We start from the raw sequence: 15,645 nt of genomic DNA, 5'->3' as shown, positions 1-15,645 counted from the left end.
CAGCGGCCACCGAAACGCGCCGCGTCGAAATTCGCCGACGCCATCTGCGACTTCGCGTTCTCGTCCTGCTCCTGGTCACCCGAACCGAACGCCGCATCCATCCCCGACTGCCCGCCCAGAATCCCCGACAACGACGCGTTCAACGCCTTCGTGATCTCATCCGAACGCGACTTGAAATCATCGAACGCGACCTTCCCCGCCCCGTTGAACTTCCCCTCCAACGGCTCCGCCGCCGCGATCAACTGCTGGATCAACGTCCCCAGATCCGTACTCGCACCCTGCGAATCCGACAACAGCCTCGACAGAACCGACGCCCCCATATCGAACTTCACAACATCCCCCACCACACCGATATACCGAAACATCGAACGAACGTACGTGTACGGGTATGTCTATCAACCCAACGGTTGCTACTGCAATCGACAATCAGCCAACCGTTCCGTGGCCTTCCCCCCGACGCTCGAAGCTCGGCGCCCAGGACGCGAGCGTCGGAGTGGATCGTTCACTCTTGCGGGGGTACGCGAACGGGCCCCGGCCCGAAGCTCGGGGCCCGAGACACGAGGGCCGGGGCACGGGACACGAGATTCGAGACCCTTCTTTCAACCGGCGGGGAAAAGACAGGGGTTGGGGAAACCGCCCTACCTCCCAACCCCGTCACGGCCAGCAAGTATGACTAATCGCGACAGCTTGCGGTCCGATGCCGCGACTGCTTACGGTGCGAGAACTAATCGACCCCGACACGGTGTTACAGCACCAGGCCGGGGTCTCACCGCAAGATCGCTACCCAGAAAGCCCGATCCCTTGGCTACCCAGCACACTAGCCCTGCCCTGCACGCCCCCGCATCCTCACCCGCGTACCCGAGGGCAACGCCCGGCTACGGCAAACGATCCGCGCCCGGACAACTGCCCCGGCGCGTTGATGACTTCGCCTTACTGCCGGCCCGCGAGCGGTACGTCGCCGGGTTCGTCGACCACCTCCCCGACGGCGCGGCGATGAGCGTCAAGACCCTCGCCAAGCAACTCCCGCTCTACGGACAGCAAGCCATCGGCACCGCCCTCACCGCCCTGTCCGTCGCAGGGCACCTGCGCCGTGTCCGGTGCGCCGTCGGCCAGGGCGAGACGACCCGCTGGGCCTTCCGCACCTTCTGGTCGCGCACTGCCCGCGACAACGAGTGGTGGAACACCTACCTCGCCGCCGAGAAGCAGCGTCTCAACGGCGCCGACAGCCCCGACTCCCTCTCTCAGGAACCGGGCACCGGATCCATTGCCCCGCCCCCGCCCTGGGTCCCCGCCGAAGAACTCGTCCCCCGGCCCCCGGTGCGCGAGGCGCCACCCGAGTCCGCCCCTGCGCCCCCGCCTGGAGAGGCGTCCGAGTCCTCCCCTGCGCCCCTGCCCGGAGAGGCATCCGCGTCCTCCCCGGCCCCGCCGCCCGGGAAGGCGCCCGAGCCCGACGACCTGGCTTCCCGGCCCGACGCCACTCCGTCGAACGCCCCTGCCGACCCCGTACAGCCGCCGAACGCCCCTCCCCCGGACCCCGGCAACCGCCCCTCCCCCGCCTTCCTCGCCCTCGCCGAACTCGGCCGCAGAGACCTCCGCGTCGCCCTCTCCGCCACCGACTGCGCCACGCTCGAACCTCTGGCCGCCGCATGGCTCGACCGAGGTGTCACCACCGACTACCTCGTCCACACCCTCACCGCCGGACTCCCCCACCCCGTCGACTCCCCCATCGGCCTCATCCGCCGCCGCCTCACGGACAAGATCCCGCCCCAACTCCCGACCGAGCCCACCCCGCCCCCACCCGACGCACCCACCCACCGCGTGATGATGGAATGCACCAACTGCCGTGCCCCCGGCCGCCCCGAAGCCCTTCCCGACGGTCTCTGCCGCCCCTGCCGCACCGAGCATGCCTCCGGCTCCGCCGGGGAGGCTGTCGACACCCGTGACGCTCCCGACATCGGTGCATACGTCGCCGAACTCCGCGACCTCCTCAAAGCACCCTGATCAGCAGCGGAGCAGCGGGGCCGTTACGCCCGGGGTCCAGGGAATCCGGCCGCCTCGCTCGGAATCCTTCACCGCTGTACCCGGCCGTCGGAAATCGCATTGGCCTACGAGGCGGCGACCAAGGCGATCAACGGTGTGGTCGGTGCCTACAGCAGCCGCATCACCGATGCCGGGCGTCGGGCCCGGTGCCGAAGACCAGGCCGCCAAGCGCAAAGGGCTGCGCGCTGGGCGCCAAGAGAAGGGGCGGCGGCTCAAGCCGGACGCCAGGGAGAACGGCGCGTGCATCCGCACGAGCTGCGCCTCCAGGGCTCCGCGAGCTCGCCGGCACGGGCGAGTGAGCAAGAACGGCACCACGCGCTACCGGGTGCCGAAGGCAGGAGAACGGGTGACCATCGCTTCCGGCACCGCGCCAGAGCAACTCACCGACCGGCGGCCGCGGGAACCTGGCCCGGCCCCCGCCACGCCCGGCGGCCTCCCGGCCGCCGACGAACGCCGCTCAGCGGGGCAGCAGGACCCAGGTCTTCGTGCCACGGTGCGGCGGAAGCGCCCCGTCGGTGCCCCACGCGCCGCCCCAGTCGGCCACCACCGCTGCCAGCAGCCACAACGCCCGGCGGCGACGGCTCCGGCAGAGGGCGGCCACCCCGGGATCGTCGTGACCCGTGTGCTGGTCCCAGGTCACCAACCGCAGGGCGTCGTCCCGCTCGCGCACAAAGACGTACAGCTCCTTGTCGGGTGCCATCCGCGCGGCCACGGAGAGGAGTTCACCCATGGCGAGCCCGGCGGGCCCGGCGGGCCAGGCGGGCCAGGCGTACCGGGTGAGCCCGTGAGTCCGCAGCGCTGCGGTGAGCAGGGCTCGCCCGACCGCCGCGCTGCGCGGGTCGCCCAGCAGGGTCACGCTCAGCGCGAGGCCGCGCTCGGAGGAGGTGAGCGGTGGGGAGTGCGGAGCCGACGAGGCCGGCCCCTCGACGGTGGCGGGGCAGAGTGCGGCGCGTGAGGACGGAGGCATGACTGACTCCCCTGGAGTGGTGGCGTGTTGGTGTGGTGGGTGGTGCTGGTCTTGTCCGCGTCGGAGCGCACTGAAGGCTCGCGTCCTACCTGATGGGTTGTGGCCTGTCTCCCTGACGCGGCACCGCCTCTCCCAGGGCAGGAGGAGGCAGGCAGAGCCGCGCGATGCACTTCGACCTATCGGTGCGTGAGCGGTGCAGCACTCAACATAGCTCCGAGAGGGTTAAATTGCCCTCACAGAAAGAGAATTGAGCCCTTTCGTGTCTGGTCGCACGTACAGACGGCAGACTTTCCTTGACCGTCTGCGGAAAGGACCGGCATGGCAGCGAGGACATCTCCTACCGACCGCCAGCGGCGGCTCGGCGCCGAAGTGCGGAAGATGCGTATGTCGGCGGGGGTAACGGCAGAGTCCGCTGCGGCACTTCTGGGCGTCGATCGCGGCAAGATCTCGAACATCGAGTCCGGGGCAAGGCCCATCAGCCCCGAACGGATCCGGACGCTGGCCTGCGCCTGCTCGTACACCGATGAGCGATTCGTCGATGCGTTGGCCGACATGGCGCGCCCGTCTCAGCGTGGCTGGTGGGAGCAGTACCGCACCTCGCTGCCACACGGCCTGAGTGACGTCGCGGAGCTGGAGTCCCACGCCGTACGCATGAGAGCCGCGTACGCCATCCATATTCCTGGCCTGCTGCAAACCACCGACCATGCCCTGGCCCTCTTCCGGGCGGTGGTCCCTCCGCTCCCTGAGCACGAGGTCGCCATGCGTCTGACCCACCGGCTCCAACGGCAGCACGTTCTTGAGAAGCCGAACCCCACCCCGTACGTCTGCATCGTGCACGAGGCCGCACTACGGATGCAGTTCGGTGGTGCAACCGTCGCACGCGGACAGTTGCACCACCTGGCGGAGAAGGCGGAGCAGCCGAACGTGCGCCTGCTCGTGATCCCGTTCACGGCCGGTGCGTTTCCTGGTGCCGGGCAGACAGTCTTCTATGCGGAGGGCCCCGTCCCGCAGCTCGACACCGTGCAGATCGACAACTCGCACGGGCCTGACTTCCTCCACTCGGAAGACCAGCTGTCGAAGTACCGGGCACACCTGGACTGGATGGAGCAGATTGCCCTGGGGCCGGACCAGTCACGTGACTTCATCCACCACATCGCACGCCAACTCTGAGAGGTCGACCATGCGCGGGATCAATTGGGAAAACGCGTTCTGCGGCGAAGGCAACTCCTGCTATCGGATAGGCACGGACGAACAGGGCAACAGCTACATCGCCCGCCAGGGCGAGGAGCAGACATATCTCACGGACAGCCGGGAGGCCCTCCAGCAGCTGATCCGCGACATCAAGGCCGGAAAGGCGGACCACCTGCTGTGATGGAGGGAGGGTCCCGTACCGCGTACACCTCGCGGTACGGGACCCTTGGCGCAGAACGGCTCTCACGCGCGCAGGAAGCAGGAAGCCCGAGGGCATGGATCCGGAACCGGGGGGGCGCATGAAAGGCAAGTTGGCACTGCGGCATCGGTGGCGCAGCGCGGTGTGGTGGGCGGCCTGCGGGTGCGCCCTGTTGATTCTGGGGATCACGGCCCGGAACGATGTGATGGGTACCAGCTTCCGGCCCAATCCGCCGGCTCCTGGCCCCGAGGAGTACGAAAACTACGCCTTCATCGTCGTCATGGCCGCACTCTGCGCACGAGCCGCCCTGCGCGGCGTCGTCCTGCGCCCGGCAGGCGTCGCTGTCGTCGGATTCTTCCGCACCCGCCGTGTCCCCTGGCAGGACATCGCCGAGGTTGAACTGGCCCTGCGCACCGGCGGATCCGTTTCCGGCCGCTGGCGCATAGCCCTCCGCCTCCACGACGGCACAGCCCGCTGGATACCGTCCTTCCTCCACGGCTCCATGCACCGGGGCAGCGAGGAATTTCCGCCGCCCGGAGACCGCACACGCTATGGCCAGGTCTTCCACCGGGCCCCCGCCCACGCCCCCCGCGAGCTCGCCCGCCTCCACCACGAACTGCGGCTGGCCTGGCGCACACGCGCCCGCACCCACCATCACTGAGAAGACGACGGCGGGTGCGAGTGCGGGTGCGCTGACCGGTGAGCCCCGTGGGCGCGTCACCTGTGGAGGACTTCGCGATCCACGACATAGCCGCAATTCGCGACCTTGGCCGATGTTCTCCGTCTCACGGCCGAATCTTCAAGATCAGCCTCAAAGAGCTGGCAGAGCACCCGTGGGCTGACCGTGGTTCGACAGTCAGGCCTTGCGACCACTGAGATGGAAACTGGATGGCCGGCCAGGCGGCCACGTATGAAGGCGGCCAAGAGCCTTTTCGCTCACGCCACCGTGTATTCGGTGTCGCCGAAGTCGGCGACGACCCGGAGCCTGCCACCAAGCGCTTCCACATAGGACCGGAGGGTCGCAACCTCCGTACGGTCGACCTCGCCGTGCTCGATCGCGGAAACTCGAGGCGCCGAAACCCCCATCACCACGGCAACATCACGCTGCGTGAGCGCCTGGTCCCGCCGCACCTCGGCCAGCTGGTACGCCCGTACCTCTGCAGCAAACCGGTCCATGGCTGTCTGCTTCTCCTCGGCCTTACGCACGGGCAGGCCCGCCGCGATGCGACGCTCCCGCGCCTTGCGCTTGGTCTCCTCCCAGCTGACGCTGCTCATTCGTACTCCCTGGAGTCGAGTTCGGCGAGATGGCTTTGGTAGCGCTTCTCGGCCAGCGGGATGTTGGCGTCGTACCAGCCCCGCCAGTCGCCTGCCTTGTCACCAGCCACGAGAAGCACGGCGCGACGAATGGGGTCGAAGGCAAAGAGGATGCGGATCTCCCGGCTTCCGGACGACCCGGGCCGCAGCTCCTTCATATGGTGCTGTTCAGTACCCTTGATCCGATCGACCAGCGGCCGCCCGAGTGTCGGCCCGGTCGCAGCCAGCATGTCGATCGCATCTTCCACCTGTTCCGCACTGTCCCAGTCCTCGTCGGCCAGCGCGTCGTACCACGTGGCGACCTCGGCCACCAGAATCACTTCCCATTGAGCGACGACTGCGAAGTTAACGCAAGCGTTAACTTCGCAGAGCGGGATCAGGGCAGCTCACGCCTTCGAGTGAACCCGCGCGGCATCCAGCGAGTAGTGAGACCCCGGCATCGGGGCAAGGTCACGCGCTCGCATCATCGAGCACGGCTCTGGCCAGCGGGTTTCTGAGGTGGCCCAGCCCGTTTCCGGATGCCCGTATCTCAGCAGCCGCTGGACCAGACCAGCGTAGGGACACAGGCCGTCCGCCATGGCACCGCCGACGCCGAGAGCTCGACGGACACCTCACTCCCAGCCGCACATTCAGCTTCCTGGGCAGCCAGCCAAGGTGCCGGCGCAGCGAACGCGAGCAGGATGGATCAACGTTCTCGCCACCCGAATAGATGACGCCCCGACCCGCGGGCCTCACGGCGGCGACATAGATGCCGCCGCCGTGCAATTTTCGCTGAGGACATGCAGCGAGAATCGAGACCTTGCAACTGGGCCTGGAGAGGAAGAGGTCAGGACCCCTCTCCGCGCGGGAAGGAGACCTCCACGCGGCGGTTCTTCTTCCGGCCCTCTTCATTGCTGTTGCTGGCGATCGGGTACTGCTCGCCGTAGCCCCTGATCTCGTACGTGATCGTGGGGCCGAGTTCCTTCGACAGAACCCCGTGCACGGCGTCGGCCCGCTGCTTGGACAGGACGTCTCCATGGGCCGAGGAACCGAGGTTGTCGGTGAAGCCGAAGACGCGGACCTTGGTCGCGTTCTGCTTCTTGATCTCCTCGGCGATGGCGGCGATACGAGCGTTGGCCGCCGAGCTGAGCTTCGCGCTGTCCTTGCCGAAGAGGACTTCGGCCTGGAGCGCGAACTTGATGTCGGCGTTGCTGTCCTCGCGGCGTTCCTCGCCTCCGAGGTCTTCGACCACCTGGACGATGTCGAGGACCCGGCCGGGGGCGAGGGTGCCGCCCTCCGGCATTTTGAGGTCGGGGTCGTTGGCGTCGATCCGGACCGGCGGCTCGGATGTCGCTTCTGTGCCAGGGGGCACGCTGGGCCCGTCATCGGCCCATGAAGGTGATGCACCGAACAGGGCGGTGGCCGCAACGAGCACGGCAGTCGCGATGGGGAGTCCTACGGTACGCACGGGCGTCATGTCGTTCATCACCCGGAAATCTTGAGCGCTGCGGTGGCAAAGGTCGGAAGAGAGAAATCGACCTCTGTCGTAGTGCTCGGCGGTGCCGGGAACTGCATGAACACGGCCGTCGAGTCACCCGGCTGGAGCGGCGCGATTTTCGTGGTGCACAGGCAACGGCCGTCGGTGTCGCGGAGCACGTAGTAACGCTTCTTGCCGAGCTTGTCCACCAATGTGGCACCGCCGACGGACGAGAGGTTCTGGCGTACGATCACGCTCTCGCTGCCCGCCCACTGAGCCGGGTTGACAGGCTTGTCGCCACCATTCTTGATCTCCGCCTGAACGGTGACGAACCCACCTGAATCCCGCAACACTTGGTTGATGACCATCACGACATCGTTCTGCCCACGGAGCTCAGCGAGCTTGACATTGGGGTCGACGTTCTCCCCGGCAGCCGTGTCCTGCTGCTTCACGGTGTCGCTGCCCGAACTCTCGGACGGGGTTGCCGAAGTAGAAGGCTGTTCCGCGCCCCCCTCTTTGCCTTTGCCGTCGCTGTCACTGCCACAGCTGGTAAGAGCCAGGATGAATGCAGCGGATGCCGAAGCGACGGCCAACGCCCTTCGATTCCTCGTGCTGCTCCGCATGGTCATGGGATCCGAATCCTTTACTTGTCGTTCGCTGTCACTGGTCGACCAACCGCACATCGAAGAGAGTCCGGCTCACCGTCTCCCACGGTGGAGGGCTGCCCGGTGCAATCTCGAGAACCTTGCCGTTCCGGCACGTGAAGATGAAGAGGTCCTGGACTCCGTCGCTATTGAAGTCCACGGCTTTCGGGCTTGGGCAGCGGAACTCGATGAGAGCGGTGGCCTTGGCCTTGGCCTTCTTGTTCTCCGAGCCGGGCAGTACCGAAGAGTCGACCGCCTTCAGGCCCTCGACCTCGACCGTGATCCGGTCACGCAGATATCCAGGAGTCGGATAGCACGAGGTCTTTCTGGCATCGTTGGCCGCCGCCAGACGATCCGCCTCGTAACAGGGCGCAGCGAAAGGTGCGTTGAGGAACAGATCCAACATGTTGGTGGGGAGCGAGGCGTAAAAGCCCGTCCCGAAGTCGTCGCGCGCCTGCTGGGCGGCGGCCAGAGCGGCTGCGTCAGCCGCACCCTGGGAACCGTTGCGCAGAGCAGACGCCTTGCCGACAGCGAAGAACGCAAACGCGAGAAAGAGCAGGCCCGCCACCATCACAACATAGATGGGGAAGGCCTGCCCTCGGTCGCGACGGGACCGGACCGTCACTAGCCGGCGGTGATCTGATCGACCAGTCCACTGATGCGCTCCGAGATCGCACCGCCGATGCCCGTCGCCACGATCGCCCCGATGATCGCCACGACCACCAGAATGATGCCCAGGTACTCGAACGCCGTCTGACCCCGGTCCTTCGCCGCGTAGCGCTTCTGCATGCTGCTGACGGCGGTGTTGGCCCAGCCGTTGACGCGGACGGCGGCCTTCAGGGTGATGTTCGACATGGTGTTCCCCTCCTGGTTCGGCCGACCGGTTGCCGGCCGACTCGCACGTTCCTGCGGTGTCGCCCTCGGTACCGGCTTCCTCCCGGCCGGTGCCGTTGGCGACGTGAGAAACATAGGGGGGAATCATCGCTCGCCCAGAGGGCCCGTGGGCCCATTCCCGGGCCCAAAGGGCCTTCTGGGCCCTCTCGTTGTGAGATCGCTCCGTCATGACTGCCGCCCGGTGTTCCGGGGCGCGGTGCCGAGCCAGTGGGCGATGGCCTCGCTGCGAGAGGCGCTGTGGAGCTTCGTGAAGATGCGGTTGATGTGGTTCTTGACCGTCTTCTCACTGATGAAGCAGGTGGCGGCGATCTGCTGATTACTCATTCCGGACGCAATCAGGTCCATGACCTCCACCTCCCTCGAACTCAGCCTGTACTGCTGCCTGTTGGGGGTGGGTGCCGACCCCCCGGACACAGAAGACTGTCCCACAGGAGGTTGCAGTTGCGAAAGGCTTTCCGAATTTTCGAGGGGGTGTGGTGGTGCCTGCATGGGTGCGGGCGGCGTCGTCAGTGCCGATCCCAGGCCCTCGGGCAGGGGGACCCGTTGCGGGGGCGTCCCCTGGCGCATGTGGGCCAGCAGGGCGTCGGCCGCCGTGGCGGTGAAGTGGGCGCGGCCGTCCTTCGTGTCGCGTACCGCCTGGACCAGTTGGTCCGCCGTGAACTCGCCGTGCACCAGATAGCCGCCCGCGCCCAGGCGCAGCGCCTCGTGGACGATCTCGCTCTCTCGGCTGTACGTCAGCATCAGCACGGGCGCGATGCCCACCAGGTGCGGCAGCGCCGAGAGGCCGTCCACGCCGGGCATCCGGACGTCGAGGAGGACCACGTCGGGGCGGTACTGGTGCGTCTTCTCGTAGGCCTCGCGGCCGTCCGCCGCCTCTGCCACGACCTCGATGTCGGCCCGGCCCGAGAGCAGAACGCCCAGGCCCGCCCGGACCACCGGGTTGTCGTCCGCGACCACCACCCGGAGCCGGGCCGGTGCGGGGGCCGCGGGCGCGGGTGGGAAGGGGGACGCGGTGGGCCCCCCGAACGGCGGGTACGGCGTCGGTGTGGGTGCGGGCTGGATCGCAGTGTGCTGGGGTCCGGCGGGGCCGGGGGCCGGGGTGAGCGGGATGTGCGGCGACGGGTGCTGGGGGGCGGGGTGGTGTGCCGCCGCCCCGTGGCGGCTCGGCGCAGGGGAGACATCGTCCGGCATGCTGCGACCTCCTCTCTGGGTCGGGGTTACGGGTGGGGGGTCGTTACGGGCGCGGGCACAGGCTGCGGCGCGGGCGCGGGCAGGGGCAGGGGCAGGGGCGTCGGCGGGGCGTTCTCCTCGGCGGACGGGACCGTCAGCGCCGCCAGTGGCAGTTCCACCCGCACCTCCGTACCCTTCTCCGCCTTCCCCCGCCCGATCCGGATCCGGGCCCCGATGGACGCGGCCCGCTCCACCATGCCGACCAGGCCGAAGTGGCCGGCCCTCCGGAGGGTGTCGAGCGTCGTTCCCGGGGGCAGGCCGCGCCCGTCGTCGTACACACTGAGGCGGAGCACGTCACCCTTCACGCCCGCGAGGACGATCAGGTACGTCGGGCCCGCGTGGCGGTTCGCGTTCTCCATCGCCTCCGAGGCGACCGTCAGGAGCTGGCGGGCCACCGCCTGCGGGACCGGTGGGACCGGGGTCTCCTCGGCGAGACGGCGGAACGTGGCCGTGATCGGGTGGCGGGCGGTGAAGTCCTGTGTCTGCGCCGACAGTTCCGCTAGCAGGTCGACTCCGCCTTCCAGGCCTTGTTCCCGGCGCAGGTCGGTGAGCAGTTCCCGGGACTCGGCTGCGGCCCGGCGGGCGGCGCGGGCGACCAGTTCCGCCTGGAGCTTCACCGTGGGCGGGTCCATCCGGTCCGCCGAGCACGCCAGACCGTCGGCGGCCAGCGCCAGGCCGTGCAGGGTCTTGGCGACCGAGTCGTGCATCTCCCGTGCCAGGCGGGTGCGTTCACCCTCCACCGCCTCGTTCACCGCCAGCCGCGCCCGGGTCTCGGTGAGCGCCTGGGTCGCCGTCCCGAAGCGCAGGAGCAGGTTGCGCAGGGTGACCCCGACCGCCCCGGCGATCACGCAGAAGCCGGGGAGCAGGAGGGCCGTCGCTCCGCCCGCCTCCAGCTTCGGGACGCTCGCGTACACGCCGAAGACGATGACCACCTGGAGCGCCGCGAAGACCGCCGCGCCGCGCCAGCCGTGGACCAGGCCCGCCAGCAGCGGGGTGCAGACGGTGACGTACGCCAGGGTCGACTCGGGCGTGGCGGTGATCAGCAGCAGCGAGCCGAAGAACACGTCGACGGCCAGGAGCCAGGGGTGGCGCACGAGCACCGGGCCGAAGCGCTCCCAGTCCCGGAACAGGACGTACGAGCCCATGAAGGTGACCAGGATCGCCGAGCCGATGAACCACGTGGGCAGGCCGGGGGCCGTGTGGCTGATGGCGTACGGGGTCGCTATCGCGATCATCGCCAGGCGGAAGCCGAAGACCTGGCGGCACATCGCCTGGAGCGCGTTGACCTGGATGGCGAAGGCCGGGCGGGCCGGGGTGCCGGTGTGCGCGCGGGTCAGGTCCGCGGTCAGGCCCGGCTGTATGCCGCTGAGCTGGTATGCCATGTGCCTGTCACCTCCGTCCCGTGTCCCGTGAGCCCCCGTACGTCCCCTCGTCCTCCTTGGTTCCCCTCGTCCCCATCCCGCCCGTCGTTCATGTCACCCGCCGGTGAGGAACGCGAAGTCGACGTCGGCTCCGTACACGAAGCCGACGGTGAGGAGAACGAGCGTGCCCGGCAGGAGGAACGAGGTCACCGCGAACGTCGCCTTCGGGACCGCCTTGGCCGCCTTGCGGCGAGCGTTCTGGGCGTCCGTGCGGCGCATGTCGTTGGCGATCTGGATCAGCGTCTCGACGATCGGCGCGCCGAGCTCCTCGCCCTGCTGGAGGGTGGTGACGAACATGGCGACCTGTTCGGAGTCGTTGCGCCTGCGTAGTTCCTCGAAGGCCTGGCGGCGGCTGACCCCCATGTCCATCTGCCGGAGCGTGATGCGCAGTTCGTCGGACCACGGGCCCTCGTACTTCTCCGCGACCCGGTCCAGCGCCTGCCGGAAGCCCAGCCCGGCGGAGACGACGACCGCCAGGACGTCGAGGAAGTCCGGGAGCGTGCGTTCGATGTGCTCGCGGCGGACGCGGATGGCCGACCAGATGCCCGCCTCCACCCAGAACAGGCCGAACGCGATCATCAGGAGGGCCAGGAACAGCTGACCGCGCAGGAGCATGGAGAACGCGCCCAGCAGGCCCAGCGCGCCGTAGACCGCGCGGCGGGCCGCGTAACGGTCGATGGTGAGGCCGCCGGGGTTGCCCGCCAGGTCGATCTGGCGGCGCTTCTTGTTGACGGCCTTGGGGCCCATCATCCGCAGCACCATGGGGGCCCAGCGGATGCCGAGGCGGTCGATGCCGGAGCCGACCGCGCTGGTGCGGGAGGAGCCGGATTCCAGGGCCACGGCGAGGTCGCCGGGGAGTTTGGCGTCGGCCCGGTACATCCGTATGCCGTGGATGGCCCCGTAGACGGCGAGGCCGACGACCAGGGCTAGCAGCAGGTCCATGGCGGTTCTTCTCCCAGCTCGTCAGACGTCGATACGGGACAGGCGGCGGATGACCACGAAGCCGATGGCGTACAGGGCGATGGCCACGACCACCGCCGCCTGGCCGATGAACGCACCGGTCATCCGGTCCAGTGCGCCGGGCATGACCGCGTTCATCAGGAGCATCGCGCCGACGCCGAAGGCCGGTACGGCATAGGCGGTGACCGTGACCTGCGAGAGCTGCGTCTTGACCTCGCGGCGGGTCTCCTTGCGCTCCTCCAGGGTCTCGGTGAGGTTGCGCAGCGAGCTGACGACCGTACCGCCGGCCCGGTTGGAGAGGACCAGCGTCGTCACCAGGACGACCAGTTCGCGGGACGGGAGCCGGTCCGTGAGCTCGCTCAGGGCGTCCTCCAACGGCTCTCCCACGGCCAGCCGCCGTGCCACCCGGGCCAGTTCCTCCCCCGCCGGGTCCTCCAGCTCCTCCGCCGCCATCGACAGCGAGGTGCGCAGGGCCAGGCCGGCCTGGGTGGCGTTGGCGAGGATGCGGGAGAGTTCGGGGAGCTGGTTGATGAAGCGCTCGGTGCGCTTGACCCGCTGCCAGTTGAGGAACGCGTTGGTGCCCCAGAGGCCGATCAGGGCGGCGACCGGGCCGAAGAACGCGGCGAGCATGGAGGAGGCGATCATCCAGAGCCCCGCCATCGCGACGAGCGCGTAGACGAAGAACTCGCCGGGCGTGATGTCCATGCCGGTCGCGGCGAGCTTCAGCTCCAGTTTCCGGCCGAGCGCGGTGGCGCGCAGCCGGCGGTCCAGGCCCTTGAAGCGGCGGACGCGGCCCGTCTCCGGGATCTGCCCGACGTGCGAGAGCCGCTCGACGAGGGCGTCGCGGTCGGCCTTGCCGCCGGAGTAGGCGTACAGGCCCATCACGCCGAGCACGCAGCACAGCAGCGTGACGCCGACGGTGACCAGGGGGAGGTTGACGTTGTCCATGGCTCGGTACCTAGTTGGCCTCTCGGGTGGCGAGCTGTTCGGCGGACTGGGCGACGCCGAACGCCTGCGGGATGGGCTGACTGGCCAGGTAGAGGCGCTCGGCGAGCCTCCGGGGCAGCGGGAGGTACTGGAAGTCGCCGTGGATCCGGCCGTCCGCCGACATCGGCCGCGCGTCGAACCGCGCCACGGTCACGATGCGGTACGGGTCGCGGCCGTGCGAGTCCAGGACCGCGATCTCGGTGATCTTCCTGGCGCCGTCGGCATGCCGCGTGAGCTGGACGATCACGTCGACCGCGCTGTTGATCTGGTCGTGCAGCGCCTCGAAGGGGATCTCGACCTCCGACATGGAGGCGAGGGTCTGCAGACGCATCAGCGCGTCCTCGGCGCTGTTGGCGTGGACGGTGGCCAGCGAGCCGTCGTGACCGGTGGACATCGCCTGGAGCATGTCGAGGGATTCGCCGCCTCGGACCTCACCGACGACGATGCGGTCCGGGCGCATACGCAGCGAGTTGCGGACGAGGTCGCGGATGGTGATCTCGCCCTTGCCCTCGACGTTCGCCGGGCGGGACTCCAGCCGGATCACATGGCTCTGCTGGAGCTGGAGTTCGGCGGAGTCCTCGATGGTGACGATGCGCTCGGCGTTCGGGATCAGTCCGGAGAGCGCGTTGAGGAGGGTCGTCTTGCCGGTGCCGGTGGCGCCCGAGACGATGATGTTGAGCTTGGCCTGGACGAGGCCGGCGAGCAGCACCAGCATCTGTTCGTCCAGCGAGCCGAAGCCGATCATCTCCTGGAGCGTGAAGGAGCGCGGGAAGCGGCGGATGGTGAGCGTCGCGCCGGTCAGCGACAGCGGCGGGATGATCACGTTGACACGTTCGCCGCTGGGCAGGCGTGCGTCGACCATCGGGTTGGACTCGTCGACGCGGCGGTTGACCGTCGACACGATCCGCTCGATGGTCTGCATCAGCTGCTCGTGGGAGCCGAAGCGCATCGGGAGCTGTTCGACCTTGCCGTTGCGCTCGACGAAGATCTGGTCGGGGCCGTTGACCATGATCTCGGTGATGGACGCGTCCTCCAGGAGCGGTTCCAGGATGCCGAGGCCGAGCGCCTCGTCGACGACGCGGCGGATCAGCTGCGAGCGCTCCACCGTGGAGAGGACCGGGCCCTCGCGGCTGATGATGTGGCCGAGGACGCGTTCCAGCCGGGCCCGCCGGTCGGCGGCGGCCAGTGAGGACATCTCCGCGAGGTCGATCTCCTCCAGCAGCTTGGCCCGGTAGGTGGCCACCATGTGGCCGTCCTCCCGTGCCCCGCCCTGTTCCTCCGGAGCGGTCATGCGTGCCCGCAGGCTCATCGGCGTAACTCTCCTCGTGGGGTGGGGGTCGGAATCTCGGGCGGGTGAGGCGCAAGGGTCAGGGGTCAGGGGTCAGGGGTCAGGGGTCAGGGGTCAGGGGTCAGGGGTCAGGGGGCAGGGGTCAGGGGGCAGGGGGCAGGGGTCAGAAGCCGAAGCGGGAGTTCTCGTTGGGCATGGTCGTGCTGCGCTCGGCCCACCAGCCGTTCAATCCCGGCACCACGGAGGGCACCTTGACCCGGACCGTGACCGTGATGTCCTGTCCGCCGCGCTGGCGGTAGCTGAATCCGCCGTCCTCCACCCAGTCGCTCACGGCGTCGCGGGCGTTGCCCTGACCGCTGCCCCGGGCGTCCACGCTGGCTGCCGTACGGGCTCCGGCGCGGGCCGCCGTGCCCGCCTGGTTGGCGGCGTACGCGGCCAGGCCCAGCTGGATGGCCGCCATCGCGACGAGGAGCAGGAGAGGGAGGAAGCCCAGATACTCCATGGCGACCTGGCCCCGGTCGCAGTCCCGGTCCCGGTCCCGGCCCCGGTCCTTGTTCCTGTTCCTCTTCCTGTTCCTGGCCGGGTCTCCGTTCCGGTACGGGTGCGTCGTCATCGCTGGTCCTCCCTCGGCGATCCGGCCTTGCCGATGATCTCGGTGTCGAGGTCGAACAGGCCGGGCACCAGCACCGGTACCTTCAGCTTCACCGTCGCCTCGTACAGGCCGCTGCCGCCGCCGCACCGCACCGACGCCTTGTCCGCCCAGGCGTCCGGGAGGTCCTTCATCGCCCCGGCCCGGCAGGCCGCCCCCGCCCCGTACTCCGCGCCGCTGCCCTTGCGCGCGCCCACGTCCGCCGCGTTGCCCGCGAGGCTGAAGGTGTAGCCGATCAGCGCGCACTCCCAGAGCACGAGCATGATCAGGATGATGAAGGGGGTCATGCCCAGGAACTCGACCGCGGTCTGCCCGCGGTCCCGGTCCCGGCCCAGGTGCCCGCGCTCACGCAGGGCGGTGATCCGCCCCCGTATGCCGCTTCGTGCCGTCCTTGTAGTGGTCATC

19 protein-coding genes are annotated in these 15,645 nt (G+C 68.9%); 4 read left to right on the top strand and 15 right to left on the bottom strand.

The window, feature by feature from the left end:
- A partial coding sequence (locus tag ACIQPT_RS23810; RefSeq protein WP_200718664.1) for a hypothetical protein occupies positions 1 to 332 on the bottom strand: 332 nt, incomplete at its 3' end.
- A gap of 469 nt (positions 333 to 801) precedes the next feature.
- On the opposite strand from ACIQPT_RS23810, the gene ACIQPT_RS23805 reads away from it, so the two are divergent.
- The gene (locus tag ACIQPT_RS23805) at positions 802 to 2,001 is read left to right on the top strand and encodes a MarR family transcriptional regulator (RefSeq protein WP_401158203.1); all 1,200 of its coding nucleotides are present in this window, start codon (positions 802 to 804) and stop codon (positions 1,999 to 2,001) included.
- A 496-nt stretch (positions 2,002 to 2,497) separates the two neighbouring features.
- On the opposite strand, the gene ACIQPT_RS23800 is transcribed toward ACIQPT_RS23805, so the two are convergent.
- Positions 2,498 to 3,007, bottom strand: a complete 510-nt coding sequence (locus ACIQPT_RS23800; RefSeq protein WP_401158201.1) for an ATP-binding protein — start codon at positions 3,005 to 3,007, stop codon at positions 2,498 to 2,500.
- A 318-nt stretch (positions 3,008 to 3,325) separates the two neighbouring features.
- On the opposite strand from ACIQPT_RS23800, the gene ACIQPT_RS23795 reads away from it, so the two are divergent.
- The 3 genes from ACIQPT_RS23795 (at position 3,326) to ACIQPT_RS23785 (ending at position 5,058) form a co-directional block, all read left to right on the top strand.
- Entirely contained in the window at positions 3,326 to 4,177 is an 852-nt protein-coding gene (locus ACIQPT_RS23795) for a helix-turn-helix domain-containing protein (RefSeq protein ID WP_401158199.1), read from the top strand.
- A 10-nt stretch (positions 4,178 to 4,187) separates the two neighbouring features.
- Entirely contained in the window at positions 4,188 to 4,379 is a 192-nt protein-coding gene (locus tag ACIQPT_RS23790) for a hypothetical protein (protein WP_401158198.1), read from the top strand.
- A 223-nt stretch (positions 4,380 to 4,602) separates the two neighbouring features.
- Positions 4,603 to 5,058, top strand: a complete 456-nt coding sequence (locus ACIQPT_RS23785) for a PH domain-containing protein (RefSeq protein ID WP_401158196.1) — start codon at positions 4,603 to 4,605, stop codon at positions 5,056 to 5,058.
- Positions 5,059 to 5,333: 275 nt separating this feature from the next.
- Here the strand turns inward: ACIQPT_RS23785 and ACIQPT_RS23780 are convergent, their stop codons facing one another.
- The 13 genes from ACIQPT_RS23780 to ACIQPT_RS23720 form a co-directional block, all read right to left on the bottom strand.
- Positions 5,334 to 5,672, bottom strand: coding sequence for an XRE family transcriptional regulator (locus ACIQPT_RS23780; RefSeq protein WP_401158194.1), 339 nt, complete (start codon positions 5,670 to 5,672; stop codon positions 5,334 to 5,336).
- Positions 5,669 to 6,031: a type II toxin-antitoxin system RelE/ParE family toxin gene (locus tag ACIQPT_RS23775; RefSeq protein ID WP_401158192.1), complete on the bottom strand. Its 363-nt coding sequence runs from the start codon at positions 6,029 to 6,031 to the stop codon at positions 5,669 to 5,671. The genes ACIQPT_RS23780 and ACIQPT_RS23775 overlap by 4 nt, the downstream gene beginning before the upstream one ends.
- Before the next feature lie 506 nt (positions 6,032 to 6,537).
- Complete coding sequence (locus tag ACIQPT_RS23770) at positions 6,538 to 7,167, bottom strand: OmpA family protein (RefSeq protein WP_401158231.1); 630 nt, start codon at positions 7,165 to 7,167, stop codon at positions 6,538 to 6,540.
- A gap of 8 nt (positions 7,168 to 7,175) precedes the next feature.
- Positions 7,176 to 7,796 carry a hypothetical protein gene (locus ACIQPT_RS23765; RefSeq protein ID WP_401158191.1) on the bottom strand — a complete coding sequence of 207 codons (621 nt, stop codon included), beginning with the start codon at positions 7,794 to 7,796 and terminating at the stop codon, positions 7,176 to 7,178.
- A gap of 31 nt (positions 7,797 to 7,827) precedes the next feature.
- Entirely contained in the window at positions 7,828 to 8,436 is a 609-nt protein-coding gene (locus tag ACIQPT_RS23760; RefSeq protein ID WP_401158189.1) for a pilus assembly protein TadG-related protein, read from the bottom strand.
- Positions 8,436 to 8,666, bottom strand: a complete 231-nt coding sequence (locus ACIQPT_RS23755) for a hypothetical protein (protein WP_401158187.1) — start codon at positions 8,664 to 8,666, stop codon at positions 8,436 to 8,438. Before ACIQPT_RS23755 ends, ACIQPT_RS23760 begins: the two co-directional genes overlap by 1 nt.
- Before the next feature lie 204 nt (positions 8,667 to 8,870).
- Positions 8,871 to 9,896, bottom strand: coding sequence for a response regulator (locus ACIQPT_RS23750; protein WP_401158186.1), 1,026 nt, complete (start codon positions 9,894 to 9,896; stop codon positions 8,871 to 8,873).
- 26 nt (positions 9,897 to 9,922) lie between these two features.
- Positions 9,923 to 11,317, bottom strand: a complete 1,395-nt coding sequence (locus tag ACIQPT_RS23745) for a sensor histidine kinase (protein ID WP_401158184.1) — start codon at positions 11,315 to 11,317, stop codon at positions 9,923 to 9,925.
- Between the two features lie 93 nt (positions 11,318 to 11,410).
- A complete protein-coding gene (locus ACIQPT_RS23740; RefSeq protein WP_401158182.1) occupies positions 11,411 to 12,298 on the bottom strand; it encodes a DUF5936 domain-containing protein in 888 nt (295 codons plus the stop codon).
- A 21-nt stretch (positions 12,299 to 12,319) separates the two neighbouring features.
- A complete protein-coding gene (locus ACIQPT_RS23735) occupies positions 12,320 to 13,264 on the bottom strand; it encodes a type II secretion system F family protein (RefSeq protein WP_401158180.1) in 945 nt (314 codons plus the stop codon).
- Between the two features lie 10 nt (positions 13,265 to 13,274).
- Positions 13,275 to 14,612 carry a CpaF family protein gene (locus ACIQPT_RS23730; RefSeq protein WP_401158178.1) on the bottom strand — a complete coding sequence of 446 codons (1,338 nt, stop codon included), beginning with the start codon at positions 14,610 to 14,612 and terminating at the stop codon, positions 13,275 to 13,277.
- A 142-nt stretch (positions 14,613 to 14,754) separates the two neighbouring features.
- Entirely contained in the window at positions 14,755 to 15,204 is a 450-nt protein-coding gene (locus tag ACIQPT_RS23725) for a TadE/TadG family type IV pilus assembly protein (RefSeq protein ID WP_401158176.1), read from the bottom strand.
- A complete protein-coding gene (locus ACIQPT_RS23720) occupies positions 15,201 to 15,644 on the bottom strand; it encodes a TadE family protein (RefSeq protein WP_401158174.1) in 444 nt (147 codons plus the stop codon). Before ACIQPT_RS23720 ends, ACIQPT_RS23725 begins: the two co-directional genes overlap by 4 nt.
- Position 15,645: the final 1 nt, after the last annotated feature.

Origin of the sequence: Streptomyces sp. NPDC091289 (assembly GCF_044757365.1) — a bacterium.
Taxonomy (GTDB): Bacteria; Actinomycetota; Actinomycetes; order Streptomycetales; family Streptomycetaceae; genus Streptomyces.
The sequence above is the reverse complement of the archived record's forward strand: the minus strand, read 5'-3'. Positions and strand labels throughout refer to the sequence as shown.

Coding starts and splice junctions, on each gene's coding strand:
- ACIQPT_RS23800 (WP_401158201.1), bottom strand. CDS start 3,007: ATGCCTCCGTCCTCACGCGCCGCACTCTGCCCCGCCACCGTCGAGGGG.
- ACIQPT_RS23795 (WP_401158199.1), top strand. CDS start 3,326: ATGGCAGCGAGGACATCTCCTACCGACCGCCAGCGGCGGCTCGGCGCC.
- ACIQPT_RS23790 (WP_401158198.1), top strand. CDS start 4,188: ATGCGCGGGATCAATTGGGAAAACGCGTTCTGCGGCGAAGGCAACTCC.
- ACIQPT_RS23785 (WP_401158196.1), top strand. CDS start 4,603: ATGGGTACCAGCTTCCGGCCCAATCCGCCGGCTCCTGGCCCCGAGGAG.
- ACIQPT_RS23780 (WP_401158194.1), bottom strand. CDS start 5,672: ATGAGCAGCGTCAGCTGGGAGGAGACCAAGCGCAAGGCGCGGGAGCGT.
- ACIQPT_RS23770 (WP_401158231.1), bottom strand. CDS start 7,167: ATGACGCCCGTGCGTACCGTAGGACTCCCCATCGCGACTGCCGTGCTC.
- ACIQPT_RS23765 (WP_401158191.1), bottom strand. CDS start 7,796: ATGACCATGCGGAGCAGCACGAGGAATCGAAGGGCGTTGGCCGTCGCT.
- ACIQPT_RS23755 (WP_401158187.1), bottom strand. CDS start 8,666: ATGTCGAACATCACCCTGAAGGCCGCCGTCCGCGTCAACGGCTGGGCC.
- ACIQPT_RS23750 (WP_401158186.1), bottom strand. CDS start 9,896: ATGCCGGACGATGTCTCCCCTGCGCCGAGCCGCCACGGGGCGGCGGCA.
- ACIQPT_RS23745 (WP_401158184.1), bottom strand. CDS start 11,317: ATGGCATACCAGCTCAGCGGCATACAGCCGGGCCTGACCGCGGACCTG.
- ACIQPT_RS23740 (WP_401158182.1), bottom strand. CDS start 12,298: ATGGACCTGCTGCTAGCCCTGGTCGTCGGCCTCGCCGTCTACGGGGCC.
- ACIQPT_RS23735 (WP_401158180.1), bottom strand. CDS start 13,264: ATGGACAACGTCAACCTCCCCCTGGTCACCGTCGGCGTCACGCTGCTG.
- ACIQPT_RS23730 (WP_401158178.1), bottom strand. CDS start 14,612: ATGAGCCTGCGGGCACGCATGACCGCTCCGGAGGAACAGGGCGGGGCA.
- ACIQPT_RS23725 (WP_401158176.1), bottom strand. CDS start 15,204: ATGACGACGCACCCGTACCGGAACGGAGACCCGGCCAGGAACAGGAAG.
- ACIQPT_RS23720 (WP_401158174.1), bottom strand. CDS start 15,644: ATGACCACTACAAGGACGGCACGAAGCGGCATACGGGGGCGGATCACC.